This window comes from Pseudomonas sp. P4_C8, from assembly GCF_056401975.1.
In genome coordinates this window covers 1-15,264 of the sequence record NZ_JBFUIH010000079.1, presented here as the reverse complement: position 1 = coordinate 15,264, position 15,264 = coordinate 1, and the positions used below count along the sequence as shown (strand labels likewise).

Here is a 15,264-nt window from a genome sequence, read left to right as displayed (position 1 = left end):
GGTTACATCTTTGATTTCTCGCGGAGTAACTTGTGATGCTGATAATCTTGTTGACTATCAGTCTGACCCCACAAGCACCCACACGAATTGCTTGATTCAGTTGTTAAAGAGCGGTTGGTTAAGATCTTTCGTCTCAACCGAGGCGCGCATTCTACAGCACACTCCTCAAATTGCAACCTTAAAAGTTTATGATTTCATTAACAAAATCAACTACTTAAGCCAAGAGCAAAATCAAACTGCTCGTTAGCGGGAGGCGAATAGTACAGCATTAAAATACGTGGTCAACCCCCGTCTAAAAATTCTTTTCCTTACCAAGACGCCTAATCTTGGATCACTAGAATGCATCCGATCCGCTGTATCGACCGAAGGCTGCAGACTTCACCAGCTTCTGACCCAATTACTTCAGACTCCCCGCCAAAAACTGCTGCAAACGCTCGCTACGGGGCTGTTGCAGCACCGTGCCCGGAGCCCCCTGTTCCTCCACCTGGCCTTGGTGCAGAAACATAACGTGGTTCGATACCTGCCTGGCAAAAGCCATTTCATGGGTAACGACCACCATAGTCCTGCCCTCTTCGGCAAGCTGCTGCATGACTTTGAGCACCTCGCCCACCAGTTCGGGATCCAGGGCGGAGGTCGGTTCATCGAACAACATCACCTGGGGCTCCATCGCCAGAGCGCGGGCGATTGCTACGCGCTGCTGCTGGCCGCCGGACAGGTGGACCGGATACTGGTCCTCGACCTTTGCTGGCAGACCGACCTTCGCGAGGTAATGACGCGCCCGCTCCAATGCTTGCGGCCGAGCGATACCCAGCACACTCATCGGGCACTCGATGAGGTTTTCCAGCACCGTCATGTGGCTCCACAGATTGAAATGCTGAAACACCATCGACAACTGGCTGCGCACGAGTTGCAACTGCCGGGGATCGAGCGCACACAAATCGCCCCTTGAGTTCTTGCGGGTCAGCAGCTCCTGCGAATTGACGATGATCCGCCCCGCCGAAGGCTGTTCCAGATGATTGATACAACGCAAAAAAGTACTTTTCCCGGACCCGGAGGAGCCGATGATGCTGATCACATCACCCGCCCTGGCCTTGAGCGAAACACCCTTCAGAACTTCATGGTTGCCGTAGTTTTTATGGACATCTTCAACGATCAATTTATACATGCGAGCAAGTCCGATGGGGTCAGTGCGTACGGGGATTGAGGTAGGCCAGCCAACGCAGTTCGCCGCGCCGAAACAGCCAGATCAGGAAAAAACGCGCTGGCGGCATACAGCACTCCGGCAATGCCGAACGCGGTGAACGAGGCGTAGGTCGCCGAGTTGACGTCCCGGGCAATCTTCAGCAAATCGGGCACCGTGGCGGTAAACGCCACCGATGTGGAATGCAGCATCAGAATCACTTCATTGCTGAAGAATGGCAGGGCCCGGCGCAACGCTGACGGCAGGACGATTCGGCGATAGAGGGTGAATCGACTCATCCCATAGGCGCGGGCGGCCTCGATTTCGCCGTAGGGCGTCGCCCTGATCGAGCCAGCAAAAATCTCGGTCATGTAGGCACAGGTATTGAGCCCGAACGCCAACACCGTGCAGTTGAAGCCGTCGCGGAAAAACGCGTTGAGAAAGTCCTGGGACCGAACCACGTGCAGGCTGTACACCCCGGTGTAGAAGAACAGCAGCTGGATGTACAACGGGGTGCCGCGAAAAACATAGGTGTAACACCAGACCGGCAAGCGCAGCAGCGGATTACGGCTGACTCGGGCAATCGACAACGGCACCGCGAGCAAGAAACCACTCACCACCGCCAGAATCAGCAGCCACAAGGTCACCGCCAACCCGGAAAAGTGTGGCCCGTCACTCCACAGGTAAGCCTGCCAGTAGTCTTCGAAAATACCGGTCATAGAGAAGCCTTCCTGACACCCACCGAGTAACGGTGCTCAAGCCACCTCAACACCCCGTTGGACACCGTGGTAATGGCCAGGTAGATCAGGCCACCCACCAGCGTGAAATAAAAGAACTGCATCGAGCCCTTGCCCGCGTCCTGGGTGGCCTTGACCACATCGGTCAGGCCGATGATCGAGACCAATGCCGTGGACTTGATCAAGACCTGCCAGTTGTTGCCAATGCCCGGCAACGCATGACGCAGCATTTGCGGGAACAGCACCTTGCGAAAGGTCTGCCCGCGAGTCATACCGTAAGCCCGCGCCGCTTCAAGCTGACCAGCCGGAACGGCCTGGAAGGCACCACGAAATGTCTCGGTGAAGTAAGCCCCGTAAATGAAGGCCAGGGTCACAACACCGGCCAGAAACGGGTCAATGTCAATCTGACTGACACCCAGCCAATCGGTCATCCGGTTGAGCAGCATCTGCAGACTGAAGAACAGCAGCAACATGATCACCAGGTCAGGCATGCTGCGGATCACCGTCGTGTAACCGGTGGCCAGCGACCGCAACAAACGGTTGGAGGACAACTTGGAACTCGCGCCGAGCAGTCCTGCCAGAACGGCGATCAACAACGACCACAGTGCCAGTTTGATTGTGGCCAGGGTGCCCAGCAGGATTTGCGGGCCAAAGCCTTCCAGAAGCATTTCACTCTCCTTGTTCTTATTAGGTTGAGGTGAAGGGGATGCTGAAGCAGAGCAGCCTGGTCGACCGCCCTGTACAAGGTCGCGAGGGGGGCGTTACTTAGCGCCGTAGACGTCGAAATCGAAATATTTATTGTTGATCCGTGCATACGTGCCGTTGGCCAGAATGGTCGCCAGCGCCTTGTTCAAATCCTCGCGCAACTCGACATCGCTCTTGCGCAAGCCGATGCCGTCACCGACGCCGAAAAATCCTGGATCATCCAGAGTCGCGCCGGCAAACTCATAATCCTTGCCTGCCGCCGTGCCGAGGAAGCCGTGACTGGCCTGAATGGCGCCCTGCAGCGAGGCATCGAGTCGCCCCACCACCAGATCGGCGTACACCTGGTCCTGATTCTGATAGGACAGAACGTCCACACCTTTCGAACCCCAGACGGCTTTGGCATACGCTTCCTGGGTCGAGCCCTGCTCTACGCCAATGCGTTTGCCCTCGAGCGATTCGAGGGTTGGCACCAGGCCCGATCCACGCTTGACCACCAGCCGTGCCGGCGCATTGGAGACCTTGTTGGTAAACGCAATCTGCTCCAGACGCTTGGGCGTCACGGTCATCGACGACGCCACCGCATCGAACTTGCGCGCCAGCAGCGCCGGGATCATCCCGTCCCAGCTGCTTTCAACCCAAATGCAACGGGCTTTGAGCTCGGCACAAAGCGCTTCGGCGATGTCGACTCCAAAGCCGGTCAGGGTGCCGTCCTGGTTTTTGTATTCCAGGGGCGGGTACGTGGGGTCGACTCCCAGCTTCAATACTTTGCCAGACCAGTCGGCCGCGCCGGCCAGGCTGGATGCCGTCAAGCAAAGCAGTGAAACAGCCGCAATCATCTTGTTCATTTTTATTCTTCCTCTCCAGACCGCAGACGTTTTTTTGTATCGACTGACGCTCGACAATACGGCGTCTCAACTCAGATAACCCTCGACCAACTTGACCCAGTAGCTCGCACCGATCGGCAGGCAGGCGTCGTTGAAGTCGTAGCCGGGGTTGTGCAGCAGACAGCCACTCTCGCCGTCACCATTGCCGATCACCAAGTAACTGCCGGGGCATTTTTCCAGGATGAAGGCGAAGTCTTCACTCGCAGTAAAGGGCCGCAGGTTGTCGATCAATTGCCCTTCGCCCAGCCAGTCCCGTGCGACCTCTCGGGCAAACGCGGTGGACTCGGGATGGTTGATCAACACAGGATGACAACGCTGATAATCGATTTCGGCTCGAGCACCGAAACTGGCGGCCTGACCGTTGACCAACTCGGTGATTCTGACTTCGAGCAACTGGCGAATCTCGGGGGTCAATGCGCGCACGCTCAGGCTCATCTGTGCGCTGGACGGGATGACATTCGAGGCACTTCCAGCATGAATGGAGCCCACCGTGATTATCGCCACGTCCTGCGGGTTGACGTTGCGCGAGACGATGCTTTGCAGTGCGATCACGATCGACGAGCAGACCAGCACCGGATCCACCGCTTTGTGTGGCACCGCGCCATGGCCGCCGTTACCGATGATGTTGATCGTCACCGTGTCGGCAGACGCCATGAACGGTCCGCTGTAAAACCCCAGGTGCCCGGTGGGGTAGCCCGGCACGTTATGCATGGCGAAGATCGCGTCACAGGGGAACCGTTCGAGCAGGCCTTCTTCCAGCATTTTCCTGGCGCCGCCCAGTCCTTCTTCGGCCGGTTGGAAAATCAGTTGCAACGTACCGTTGAACGCCCGGGTCCGCGCCAGGTGCCTGGCGGCCGTCAACAGGGTGGCCGTATGACCGTCATGGCCGCAGGCATGCATGACTCCGTCGATCCGGCTGGCGTAGGGTAAACCGGTGGTCTCCTGAATCGGCAGTGCATCCATGTCGGCGCGCAGGCCGATGGACCGGCCCTCGCCATTTTTCAGGGTACCGACGACGCCAGTCTTGCCGATGCCAGTGCTGACCTGGTAACCCCAGCGGGTCAAACACTCTGCAACCCGCTCACTGGTGGCGAACTCTTCAAAACCCAGTTCGGGATGCGCGTGAAAGCTGTGACGCAACGCGATCATTTCATCTTGCATCGCTGCAATACCAGGCAGGACATGGCCGGCATTCATTGTTGTTCCCCTTCGACAAAAGCTGAGCGGTTGATGGGGTGGATCTTAGGGAACAAGCTCTGGGCTGGGGAGATGCAGTTTGGTTATGATGACAACCATTAGTTGTCACCAGGGTGAGCAGATGAAACTGCATCAATTACAAGCGCTGATTGCCAGCGCCGAAACCGGCAGCATTCGCGCGGCAGCTCGTTCACTGGAGATTTCCCAGGCCGCCGTGACCAAAGCGCTGCGCGAGCTGGAAACCAGCCAACAGCTACCGCTGTTCACCCGAACCGCCAGCGGCCTGAACTTCACCGAATACGGAAAGGTGCTGCTAACCCACGCCCGGCTGGTGATCAAGCAACTGGAGCACGCACAGACCGAGCTCGATCACATGCGTGGCAAGGCTCAGGGCCGACTCTGTGTCGGGATCACGCCGTGGATCGCCCTGACTTTCTTGCCCGAGGTAGTCCTGGCGTTTCGCGAGCGCATGCCGCAAATCCGCCTGGAGCTGTTCGAAAGCCTGATGGCCGTGGCCCAGCCGCTGTTGCGCGATGGCAGCATGGACTTTGCAATCGGCCAGCTTCACCCGGCGCAATCAACCCAAGAGTTCGCCTGCGAAACACTACTCGATTACCAGACGTCGGTGCTGGTCCGTCAGGGCCATCCCCGACAAGATGCTCGATCGATCCATGAGCTGCTGGAGGAAAACTGGACGCTGAACTATGCACCGGATGGGCACGATGGACTCATGCAGGAGTTGTTCTGGCAACATAACGCGCAGATCAATGAAAACCGCATCGTTCGTGCCCACTCACTGGCGATTTTGCAGATGATGGTCGAACGGGCCGACATGTGCACTTGGGGGCCGTCCATCGTCAGTATTGCCCCTCCCTTCCTCGGTCGGGTGGTTTCCTTGGGGCTGGCTGAACAGTTCGAACCGCGACAGTTGAGCATCGTGACACGCCGCAATGGTGCACTCAGCAATCCGGCATTGTGCTTCACCGACTGCCTGTTGCAGGTCATTCGGCGCCACGCGCGCTCGGCCAAAAAAGAAGATCGTCAGTTATTCGAAACGTTGCGTCTGATGTTGTGAAACATCATCGAGTCGCGTCCCCACGCATGTGCCCAATAGGTTCTCGAATACCCGTAGCAGTTGCGTTTCTGAGGAAAAAAATCAGCCTCAAGCGGAAAAACAAACCAGGAAAAAAAGAAATTCAACCACTAACTCCTTGATTCGCTTTATCCTCGACCCAAATCCCAATGCAAAGCCATGCCTGCATATGGCCGTCGACTGCTCCCCCATGCGCAAACTTCTGTACCTGACCTTTTCCATGGCGATCATTGCCGCCCTGACAACCTACGCCATGTGGGCCGCGGATCGTCCCGTGGGCCATTACCTGTCGGACCTGCGCATCAACCTGGCCATCGATCAAGGCACACCCGCTGATCGCGGCAATCTACTGGGCATCCAGCCCGAGCTGTTCCCGACCGACTATCAAAGCCCCGAGCGCTTGCATCGCAAACTCGCGGCCTATTTGCAGAAGGCCCAGGACCAGGGCCTGCTGAATGACAAGACCATCGTCGTGTTGCCGGAACATATCGGCACTTGGCTGATGGTCAGCGGCGAGAAAGACGAGCTGTACCAGGCCACGACGATCAGGGAAGCTATGAACTGGCTGGCAGCGAGCAATCCTTTGCAATTCGTTCGCGCGCTGATCAGCGCCGAGGGCGGCAGCCGCCTCGACGATGCCCATTTGCGGATGAAAGCCAAGGGCATGGCCAAGAATTACCAGGCACTGTTCGGCGGGCTGGCGAAGGAATTTCACGTGACGCTGGTGGCGGGCACCATCGTATTGCCGGAGCCCAGTGTCATCGACGGCAGGCTGAAAATCGGGCGCGGCGCGCTGTACAACAGCAGTGTGATCTTTGGTCGCGATGGCCTGCCGATTGGCCAGCCTCAACGCCAGATGCACCCGGTGTTCGAGGAGCAAGACGCCTTCAAAGCCAATGACCAACAGGCACTCAACGTCATCGATACGCCAGCCGGACGCTTGGGCGTGTTGATCGGCAGCGACAGTTGGTACCCGGAGAATTACCGCAAGCTCGACGATCAGGGTGTGCAACTGGTGGCTGTTCCGGCGTTCGTCATCGGACGTGACACCTGGGATAAACCGTGGCGGGGTTACCGGGGATTGCCGACACCCAAATCCGTCAGCCTCAAACCCGGCGAATTGAGTGAAGGCCAGGCCTGGCATCGCCTGACCTTGACTGCGCAACCGCCGAGCAGCCAGGCCATCGCTGGGATGAGCGTGTTCCTGCGCGGCCAGTTCTGGGATCAAGGCAGCGCCGGGCAAAGTTTTCTCAGCAACAACGGTCAACAGTTCGCCGACGGCAACGCCCGTGGCGCGCGGTTGCTGAACCTTTGGCTGTAACCCATGAAACCGGTGCCGATGCGCCTCGGGGATTTGTCGGTGGGTTTCGTCCATAGCCTGGCCGATGCGGTGCACAGCCACGGCGTAGACCCTCAACCGTTGCTCGACCAATACGGCCTGGATGCGGCCCGGTTAGCAGAGCCCGGTGCCCGGCTGTCGATCCCGCGCTACATGCGCCTAGGCCATGGGGCGATTCAATTGACGGATGACCCGGCACTGGGTTTGCGCATGGGCCAGCTCAGTCGTCTGAGCCAAGCCGGCCTGGCCGGTGTCACGGCCGCCCAGGCGCCGACGGTTCGAGAAGCTGCGCGTTGCCTGATTCGCTTCGAAGCCTTGTACGGCTCCAACTATCGCGGGCAGTCGAGTTTTCATGAGGACGCTCAGGGCGCGTGGCTGCGCTTCTACTCCATCAGCCCGTACAACGCCTATAACCGCTTTGTGGTGGACTCGATCATCGCCGGATGGTTGCAGCAATTGTCCAGCCTAAGCGCTGCCCCGCTGCGCGCTGAGCGCATCGAGATTGAATTCGAGGCGCCGGATTACCGCGAAGCGTATGCCCTGCTGGGCGATTGCCCGATCCAGTTTGGCGCCGAGCACAACCAACTGCGTCTGAGCCTGACCAGCCTCGCCCAACGCAACCCGGTGCACTGCCCGAGTACCTGGMGGCAYTTGCTGCAACTSTGYGARCGGGAACTGGAGCAACTGACACGCACCCGTAGTCTGCGTGAACGCATCACTCAGTTACTGGGRCCATTACTCAATGGTGGCCGGGAACCCGACCTTGAGGAAGTGGCGGCACGCCTGAAGCTGCCCACCTGGACCTTGCGTCGCAAACTCGTCGAAGAAGGCACGCAATTTCGCGCGATTCTCAACGACACACGTCGCGACCTGGCCATGACGTACATCCGCGATACCGAACTGGCGTTCGGAGAAATCGCCTACCTGCTGGGTTTCGCCTCAGCTGAAGCCTTCCAACGGGCCTTCAAACGCTGGAATGGCCAGACACCCGGCGAGTTTCGCCGCAGTCATCGCCAATCCGCTTGACGCTTACAGCTCGGTAGCGTCTTCGGCGGGTTCCAGCGGGTCCAGTTCAAATGCCTGATACTCGAGCAGCTCTTCTTGATAATCGTCCATTTTTGAATCCCCCAGCGCTCGTTTAAAAATGCCTGAATAAATGACCAACGCCCCGAGCATAAAGTGCCCCTGTGAAAGAAAAATGACACAGGCGCACCGCTCAACGGCTACTTAGTAAAACGTAGCAGGCGGTCAGGAATTTATCACCGGTTTTTTTCGATAGAGGCTGTAGGACTAGGGCCTGGCTGATGCAGATCAACGTAAAGCGCCTACGGGATCGGTGTCGTTTGACCCGACCCCGACGGGAATCGATTACTGACCAGAAACCGGCATGGCTGGAATTGGCTCGCTTGGCGGCGGCAAGTCCGACTGCGGTGGCGGTGTGATCGCTTCTAAGGTTGGTGCCGGTTCGCTGATTTGCACAGGGGTGATCGGCGCGGATTCAGCCGGCGGTGCAAGCGGTTCCGAGGCTACTGGGGCGGGAGCAGGTTCGGCAGCCGGGGTTGGCGTCGGCTCCGCCGCAGGTGCGGAAGCAGGTGCCAGCGATGCTGGAGCAGCCTTGGCTTCAGGCACACCCAGGTCAGTCTTCGGCTTCTCGTCGATGTGTGCGGCTTTCTTCGCTTCCGGTGGCAGGAACAATTCGACCAGGGTAAAAAAACGCTCGTAGAACTTGGCCGACGAGACGGTTTCGCTGGCGACCTTGACCATCGAGTCGTCGGACGAACCGATCGGCATAGATACCGAGCCCAACACACCAACACCCAGACTGGCCGAGTTATTGGTTTTCTTTAGCGCATAACGGTCCTGCAAGGCGTTGGCAAACATGGTCGCGTGGTGCCCGTCGCTGCCGTCATCGGCACAGACCACACTGAAACTGATCTCCATGTGCGTCTCGCCGGTCTGCTGGAAACTCTTGTGCCCGCTGATCAGCTTGGGGTCGCTGCTGGTAATGATGTAACCCTGGCTGAGCAAGGCACGGCGTGCCGCTTCGCAAGTCTTCGCATCGGTCACGGGGTAGTTGCGCGAAAAGGTGCCGGAGTCGGCGAAGTTCTCATGCTCATAGATCGCGGCTTTCTTGGACGAGCAGCCGGCAGCGGCGAGCACCAGTGCCAGCCCGACGAGACGCATGGGAATTGATTTAAACATTGAACATCCTGAGGAAAACGGTCCGGGGCATATTGTGCAACAGATCGACGCTTAGCGGCGCATCGATTAGTGTCTTAAAACAGTTACAAGTGTAAAGACTGCCATTGACGCGAAAAGGTCGCTCCACGCCCGCTTTCGGCGACGGATAACCGTTTCGTGTTCCTTTCAGACACAAAAAACCCCGGCCTTTCGGCCAGGGTCTTTGTGTTGCGACACGCTCAATCAGGCATCAGTAACGCTTGATATCGGCTTCGCTTTCCAGCTGCTTGCGGTAAGCCGCGAAGTCTTGTTGGCCAATGCGCGAGGCGAGGAAGCGACGGTATTGAGCCTTCTCTTCTTCGGTCGGCGCGGCCGCTTCGTTCACGTTGTTCAAACGCACGATCACCAGGCTACCATCGGCCAGGGTCACGTTGCTGAAGGTCGGTTTGTCCTTGGCAGCTGGCTTGGGCATCCGGAACAGCGCTTGCAGCACGGTTGGGTCGACCCCTTCCTGGGCTCGGGTAGCCGCTTCGGTCACTTTCCAGCTCTGGCCATCAATTGCCGTGTCCAGCGGAGTCTTACCGTCACGCAGGCTGGCAATCAACTGTTCAGCCTTGGTCTTGGCGGCAGAGCTGGCGTGCTCCTTGGCCAATTGCGTGCGGATGGCGACGTTTACGCTTTCCAGCGGCAGTTGTGCTGGTTTCAGGTGTTCCTTGGCGCGCAACACAATCACGGTTTCCGGATCGAGTTCGATGGCGGTGCTGTTGGCACCTTCATCCAGCACTTCAGGACTGAACGCAGCAGTAATCACCGCACGGTTTGCCGCAATCCCCTCACCGCCTTCACGACCGAATGGCTTGGAGGTGTGAACGGTAAGTTTCAGGTCTTGCGCCGGCTGGGCCAGATCGGATGCTTCGAACGAGGCATCTTCCAGTTGCTTGGTCGCTTCGACGAAACGCTGCTCGACCTGCTGGGTTTTCAGCTCACGGGTCAGCTTGTCTTTGAGGCTGGCAAACGTCGGCACTTCAGGTGCTTCCACACCCAACAGCTTGATCAGGTGGAAACCGAAGTCGGTACGAACCGGCTCGGAGACTTGATCCTTGGCCAGCGAATACAGGGCTGTTTCGAAGGCCGGGTCGTAGACACCAGGACCTGCGTAGCCGAGGTCACCGCCGTTGTTGGCAGAACCCGGGTCCTGGGAGAACTCTTTGGCCAGCGCATCGAATTTCTCGCCTTTGGCCAGACGTGCCTGCACTTCTTCGATCTTGGCCTTGGCTTGCGCCTCGGTCATTTTGTCGTTCACTTCGATCAGAATGTGCGCAGCCCGACGCTGTTCAGACAGGTTCGCGATTTCTTTCTGATACGCCGCTTGCAGGTCTTCGTCCTTGACTGCGACCTGATCGAAGAAGGAAGCCTTCTTCAATTCCAGGTAATCGATGATCACCTGATCCGGCGTCATGAATTCCTTGGCGTGTTCGTCGTAGTAGGCTTTGACTTCTTCGTCAGTCAGCTTTACAGACGCCGGGTCAACCTTGACATTCAGGGAAGCGAAATCGCGGGTCTGCTTTTCCAGACGGGCGAAGGCCAGCACCTGAGCGTCGGTGACGAAACCGCTACCGGCCAGGCCAGCGCGCAGCTGACCAATCAGCATTTCCTGAGCCAGCATCTGGCGGAACTGCATACGGCTGTAACCGAGTTGGCGGATCACCTGATCGAAACGCTCAGGGCTGAACTTGCCGTCGACCTGGAATTCAGGCGTCTGCAGGATCACCTGGTCCAGAGCGGCTTCAGAGAAAGCGAATTTCGAGTTTTGTGCGCCTTGCAGCAACAACTTGCGATCGATCAAGCCTTTAAGGGCCGATTCGCGCAGCATTTTTTCATCGAGCAAGGAAGCATCGAAATCTTTGCCCAGCTGTTGCATGAGTTGACGGCGTTGCATATCAACCGCTTGGCTCAGCTCGTTCTGGGTGATTTCTTCACCATTGACCTTGGCCGCATCATTGCTGTGCGTAGTGGCCTTGAAAATGGCGTCGAAACCGGTCAAAGCCATCAGTGCAACGATGACCCCGATAATGGTCTTGGCAATCCAGCCTTGTGAATTGTCCCTGATATTCTGCAGCATGCGTCCCCCAGAAACGGTTGAACTTCAAAATTAGGCAACCGTGGAGCGTGGGTAGAATCCGGATAGAAGAAAGGCGCATCCGGGGATGCGCCTTCTCGTAACTGGCGGAGCGGATCGAAGGGTCGAACATGCGACCCTCGGTGTCTCGGACCGGCAACTTGCCGACTGGACTACCGCTCCGCTGCCAGGTCAGGCATGACCCTGACCCGGATAGGCAAAAACCTGAATCGAACTTAGTTGACAGCTTCTTTCAGTGCTTTACCGGCTTTGAAACCTGGTTTTTTGGCTGCTGCGATTTCCAGTGTCTTACCGGTCTGTGGGTTACGACCAATGCGAGCTGGACGATCAGTCACGGAGAAGGTACCGAAACCAACCAGAACAACAGAGTCGCCAGCCTTGAGAGCGCCAGTGACGGATTCGATTACAGCGTCCAGCGCACGGCCAGCAGCAGCTTTCGGGATATCAGCGGATGCAGCGATAGCATCAATCAGTTCCGACTTGTTCACTCTAAGTCCCCTTACTATCTATTTGAGTATGATTCTAAGTTTTTTTGGTGAAAGCAAAAAACGAGTGCTGAATGGCCTACAGACACTATAAGAGCCGCTTTATAACAAGGGCTCTAAAAAGCTGTCAAGGAAGCCCCCCAGGCAAATACGTACTAATGCGTGCTAATTCTTTCCTTAGAGTCAGACTCGCGTTTTTCATCCTTAGCAACGATCTCTGGAACCACGTCAGGCAAGGGTTCCGGCGCGTATTGCAGCGCAATTTGCAGGACTTCGTCAATCCATTTAACCGGTTTAATCTGCAGATCTTGCTTGATGTTGTCCGGAATTTCCTTCAGATCGCGTACGTTCTCTTCAGGAATGATCACGGTCTTGATCCCGCCACGGTGAGCCGCGAGCAGTTTTTCTTTCAAGCCGCCAATCGCCAGCACCTGACCACGCAAGGTGATTTCACCCGTCATGGCAACGTCCGCACGCACCGGAATCCCGGTCAATGCCGATACCAGGGCCGTGCACATGCCTACACCGGCGCTAGGGCCGTCTTTCGGGGTCGCCCCTTCCGGCATATGGATATGCGTGTCGCGCTTCTCGTGGAAGTCCAGAGGGATCCCCAGACTCTTCGCACGGCTGCGGACAACGGTCAGTGCTGCGGTTATCGATTCGACCATCACATCACCCAGGGAACCGGTCTTGATCAACTGGCCTTTACCCGGTACGACAGCGGCTTCGATAGTCAGCAATTCGCCGCCCACTTGCGTCCACGCCAGCCCGGTCACCTGACCGATCTGATCCTGCGATTCGGCCAGGCCGTAGCGGAATTTACGTACGCCCAGAAAGTGCTCAAGCATCTCGGCAGTGACTTTCACCGAGAAGCGTTTTTCCATTGCATGCTCTTTGACCGCCTTGCGGCACACCTTGGCAATCTGGCGTTCCAGCCCACGCACACCAGCTTCACGGGTGTAGTAGCGGATGATGTCGCGGATCGCTTCGGCGTCGAATTCCAGCTCGCCTTTCTTCAAGCCATTGGCAGTAATCTGCTTCGGCGAAAGGTATTTGACGGCGATGTTGATTTTCTCGTCTTCGGTGTACCCCGGCAGGCGAATCACTTCCATCCGGTCCAGCAATGCCGGCGGGATGTTCATGGAGTTCGAGGTGCACAGGAACATCACATCGGACAGGTCGTAATCGACTTCAAGGTAGTGATCGTTGAAGTTGTGGTTTTGCTCAGGGTCGAGCACTTCCAGCAACGCCGATGCCGGATCGCCACGCATGTCGCTGCCCATTTTGTCGATTTCATCGAGCAGGAACAGTGGGTTGCGGACGCCCACCTTTGTCATCTTTTGAATCAATCTTCCTGGCATCGAACCGATGTAAGTACGGCGATGACCACGAATTTCAGCTTCGTCACGTACGCCACCGAGGGCCATACGCACGAATTTGCGGTTGGTGGCGTGAGCAATCGACTCTGCCAGCGAGGTTTTACCCACGCCCGGAGGACCGACCAGGCACAACACCGGGCCACGAATTTTCTTCACACGTTTTTGCACGGCGAGGTATTCGAGGATCCGCTCTTTGACTTCTTCCAGGCCATAGTGGTCTGCATCGAGAATATCTTCGGCGCGCGCAAGGTCCAGACGCACCTTGCTCTGGGCCTTCCAAGGCACCTGAACCAGCCAGTCGATGTACGAACGCACCACGGTCGCTTCCGCGGACATTGGCGACATTTGCTTAAGCTTGTTCAATTCACCCTGGGCTTTGGCCAAGGCATCTTTCGGCAGGCCGGCGGCATCGATGCGCTTTTTCAGCTCTTCGATTTCGTTGTGACCTTCGTCGCTGTCGCCGAGCTCCTTCTGAATGGCCTTCATCTGCTCATTCAGGTAGTACTCGCGCTGACTGCGCTCCATTTGTTTTTTGACGCGACCGCGAATGCGTTTTTCAACTTGCAGCAGATCGATCTCGGCATCCAGCAGCGCCAGAACGTGCTCGACCCGGGCCGACAAATCGATGATTTCGAGGATTTCCTGCTTCTGCTCGATTTTCAGGGCCATATGCGCGGCCATGGTGTCGACCAGGCGGCCTGGCTCGTCGATGCTGTTGAGCGACGACAGGACTTCAGCCGGGACTTTCTTGCCCAACTGCACATATTGTTCGAACTGAGCCAGCAGGCTACGCACAAACACTTCTGACTCGCGCTCAGGCGCGTCGACTTCGTCAATCAACGAGACTTCGGCACGGCAGTGGCCGTCCACTTCGCTGAAGCGCTCCACGGCGCCCCGCTGCTCGCCTTCGACCAAAACCTTGACCGTGCCGTCAGGCAACTTGAGCAGCTGCAGAACGGTCGCAATAGTACCTACGCGATAAAGTGCATCTTCACCGGGATCGTCGTCAGCAGGGTTTCTCTGAGCCAGCAGAAGGATCTGCTTGTCGCCCGTCATCGCAGCCTCGAGGGCTTCGATGGATTTCTCGCGCCCCACGAACAGCGGGATAACCATGTGCGGATAAACCACAACATCACGCAATGGCAGGAGAGGCAATTCGATGGTTGTCTTCATGATTTCGCCTCTACGGCGGCCATAAGGCCGTAAACAGATGGAAGTAAGCTTGAAACCAAGATGGGGGCTGCCTTCAAAAAAAACAAGCGCAAAGACAGGGATAAAAGGCAGTAAAAGCAAAGGGGCCCGAAGGCCCCTTCTTTGTTCCAGCTGCGTGACGCTTAGGCGTCTGGCGCGGCCTTGGCAGCAGGCTCACTGTTTTCGTAGATATACAGTGGCTTGGACTTGCCTTCTATAACGCTTTCGTCGATCACTACTTTACTCACCTCGGACTGCGAGGGGATTTCATACATAGTGTCGAGCAACACGCCTTCGAGAATCGAACGCAGTCCACGGGCACCGGTCTTGCGTTCCAGGGCACGTCTGGCGACCGACTTCAGTGCGTCGGCCCGGAATTCCAGGTCCACGCCTTCCATCTCGAACAACTTGGCATACTGCTTGGTCAGGGCATTTTTCGGCTCGGTGAGAATCTGCATCAATGCAGCCTCATCAAGCTCGTCCAGCGTGGCAAGTACCGGCAGACGACCAACGAATTCAGGGATCAGACCGAACTTGACCAGATCGTCAGGCTCGACTTCACGCAGGGACTCACCGACTTTCTTGCCTTCTTCCTTGCTGCGCACTTCCGCATTGAAACCAATGCCGCCCTTGGTGGAACGGTTTTGAATAACCTTTTCCAGACCRGAGAACGCACCACCGCAGATGAACAGGATGTTACGGGTGTCAACCTGAAGGAATTCCTGCTGCGGATGCTTGCGACCACCTTGAGGT

13 protein-coding genes and 2 pseudogenes are annotated in these 15,264 nt (G+C 57.2%); 4 read left to right on the top strand and 11 right to left on the bottom strand.

Annotated features, from left to right (window positions below; all coding sequences use genetic code 11):
- Window positions 1-247: pseudogene (locus AC1DWM_RS29190) on the top strand (hypothetical protein); the annotation flags it as partial.
- A gap of 150 nt (window positions 248-397) precedes the next feature.
- Here the strand turns inward: AC1DWM_RS29190 and AC1DWM_RS29185 are convergent.
- The 5 genes and pseudogenes from AC1DWM_RS29185 to AC1DWM_RS29165 form a co-directional block, all read right to left on the bottom strand.
- Window positions 398-1,165, bottom strand: coding sequence for an ABC transporter ATP-binding protein (locus AC1DWM_RS29185; RefSeq protein WP_477796780.1), 768 nt, complete (start codon window positions 1,163-1,165; stop codon window positions 398-400).
- A gap of 19 nt (window positions 1,166-1,184) precedes the next feature.
- A pseudogene (locus AC1DWM_RS29180) lies at window positions 1,185-1,899 on the bottom strand (ABC transporter permease).
- On the bottom strand, window positions 1,896-2,585 hold the full coding sequence (locus AC1DWM_RS29175; RefSeq protein WP_223517405.1) for an ABC transporter permease: 690 nt from the start codon (window positions 2,583-2,585) through the stop codon (window positions 1,896-1,898). The pseudogene AC1DWM_RS29180 and the gene AC1DWM_RS29175 overlap by 4 nt, the downstream one beginning before the upstream one ends.
- A gap of 93 nt (window positions 2,586-2,678) precedes the next feature.
- Window positions 2,679-3,467, bottom strand: coding sequence for an ABC transporter substrate-binding protein (locus tag AC1DWM_RS29170; protein ID WP_223517407.1), 789 nt, complete (start codon window positions 3,465-3,467; stop codon window positions 2,679-2,681).
- Between the two features lie 66 nt (window positions 3,468-3,533).
- Window positions 3,534-4,703, bottom strand: coding sequence for a M20 aminoacylase family protein (locus tag AC1DWM_RS29165; RefSeq protein WP_477796779.1), 1,170 nt, complete (start codon window positions 4,701-4,703; stop codon window positions 3,534-3,536).
- Window positions 4,704-4,824: 121 nt separating this feature from the next.
- Between AC1DWM_RS29165 and AC1DWM_RS29160 the strand changes: the two genes are divergently transcribed.
- The 3 genes from AC1DWM_RS29160 to AC1DWM_RS29150 all read left to right on the top strand — a co-directional run bounded on the left by AC1DWM_RS29160 (window position 4,825) and on the right by AC1DWM_RS29150 (window position 8,161).
- Complete coding sequence (locus AC1DWM_RS29160; RefSeq protein ID WP_223517411.1) at window positions 4,825-5,778, top strand: LysR family transcriptional regulator; 954 nt, start codon at window positions 4,825-4,827, stop codon at window positions 5,776-5,778.
- A 208-nt stretch (window positions 5,779-5,986) separates the two neighbouring features.
- Complete coding sequence (locus AC1DWM_RS29155; protein WP_477796778.1) at window positions 5,987-7,117, top strand: carbon-nitrogen hydrolase family protein; 1,131 nt, start codon at window positions 5,987-5,989, stop codon at window positions 7,115-7,117.
- Between the two features lie 3 nt (window positions 7,118-7,120).
- Window positions 7,121-8,161, top strand: coding sequence for an AraC family transcriptional regulator (locus AC1DWM_RS29150; RefSeq protein ID WP_477796777.1), 1,041 nt, complete (start codon window positions 7,121-7,123; stop codon window positions 8,159-8,161).
- A 3-nt stretch (window positions 8,162-8,164) separates the two neighbouring features.
- Here the strand turns inward: AC1DWM_RS29150 and AC1DWM_RS29145 are convergent, their stop codons facing one another.
- The 6 genes from AC1DWM_RS29145 to AC1DWM_RS29120 all read right to left on the bottom strand — a co-directional run.
- The gene (locus tag AC1DWM_RS29145) at window positions 8,165-8,311 is read right to left on the bottom strand and encodes a hypothetical protein (RefSeq protein WP_223517417.1); all 147 of its coding nucleotides are present in this window, start codon (window positions 8,309-8,311) and stop codon (window positions 8,165-8,167) included.
- A gap of 192 nt (window positions 8,312-8,503) precedes the next feature.
- Window positions 8,504-9,337, bottom strand: coding sequence for a DUF2242 domain-containing protein (locus tag AC1DWM_RS29140; RefSeq protein WP_477796776.1), 834 nt, complete (start codon window positions 9,335-9,337; stop codon window positions 8,504-8,506).
- 229 nt (window positions 9,338-9,566) lie between these two features.
- Window positions 9,567-11,438: a SurA N-terminal domain-containing protein gene (locus tag AC1DWM_RS29135; protein WP_223517420.1), complete on the bottom strand. Its 1,872-nt coding sequence runs from the start codon at window positions 11,436-11,438 to the stop codon at window positions 9,567-9,569.
- A gap of 233 nt (window positions 11,439-11,671) precedes the next feature.
- Window positions 11,672-11,944, bottom strand: a complete 273-nt coding sequence (locus AC1DWM_RS29130) for an HU family DNA-binding protein (protein WP_002552737.1) — start codon at window positions 11,942-11,944, stop codon at window positions 11,672-11,674.
- Between the two features lie 152 nt (window positions 11,945-12,096).
- Window positions 12,097-14,493: an endopeptidase La gene (gene lon / locus AC1DWM_RS29125; RefSeq protein ID WP_007946894.1), complete on the bottom strand. Its 2,397-nt coding sequence runs from the start codon at window positions 14,491-14,493 to the stop codon at window positions 12,097-12,099.
- A gap of 161 nt (window positions 14,494-14,654) precedes the next feature.
- Window positions 14,655-15,264, bottom strand: a 610-nt coding sequence (locus tag AC1DWM_RS29120) for an AAA family ATPase (RefSeq protein WP_477796775.1), incomplete at its 5' end; no start/stop codon positions are given.

What these genes read in the sequence shown, in the direction of transcription:
- AC1DWM_RS29185 (WP_477796780.1), bottom strand. Translation starts at nt 1,165, where the DNA reads ATGTATAAATTGATCGTTGAAGATGTCCATAAAAACTACGGCAACCAT.
- AC1DWM_RS29175 (WP_223517405.1), bottom strand. Translation starts at nt 2,585, where the DNA reads ATGCTTCTGGAAGGCTTTGGCCCGCAAATCCTGCTGGGCACCCTGGCC.
- AC1DWM_RS29170 (WP_223517407.1), bottom strand. Translation starts at nt 3,467, where the DNA reads ATGAACAAGATGATTGCGGCTGTTTCACTGCTTTGCTTGACGGCATCC.
- AC1DWM_RS29165 (WP_477796779.1), bottom strand. Translation starts at nt 4,703, where the DNA reads ATGAATGCCGGCCATGTCCTGCCTGGTATTGCAGCGATGCAAGATGAA.
- AC1DWM_RS29160 (WP_223517411.1), top strand. Translation starts at nt 4,825, where the DNA reads ATGAAACTGCATCAATTACAAGCGCTGATTGCCAGCGCCGAAACCGGC.
- AC1DWM_RS29155 (WP_477796778.1), top strand. Translation starts at nt 5,987, where the DNA reads ATGCGCAAACTTCTGTACCTGACCTTTTCCATGGCGATCATTGCCGCC.
- AC1DWM_RS29145 (WP_223517417.1), bottom strand. Translation starts at nt 8,311, where the DNA reads ATGCTCGGGGCGTTGGTCATTTATTCAGGCATTTTTAAACGAGCGCTG.
- AC1DWM_RS29140 (WP_477796776.1), bottom strand. Translation starts at nt 9,337, where the DNA reads ATGTTTAAATCAATTCCCATGCGTCTCGTCGGGCTGGCACTGGTGCTC.
- AC1DWM_RS29135 (WP_223517420.1), bottom strand. Translation starts at nt 11,438, where the DNA reads ATGCTGCAGAATATCAGGGACAATTCACAAGGCTGGATTGCCAAGACC.
- lon (WP_007946894.1), bottom strand. Translation starts at nt 14,493, where the DNA reads ATGAAGACAACCATCGAATTGCCTCTCCTGCCATTGCGTGATGTTGTG.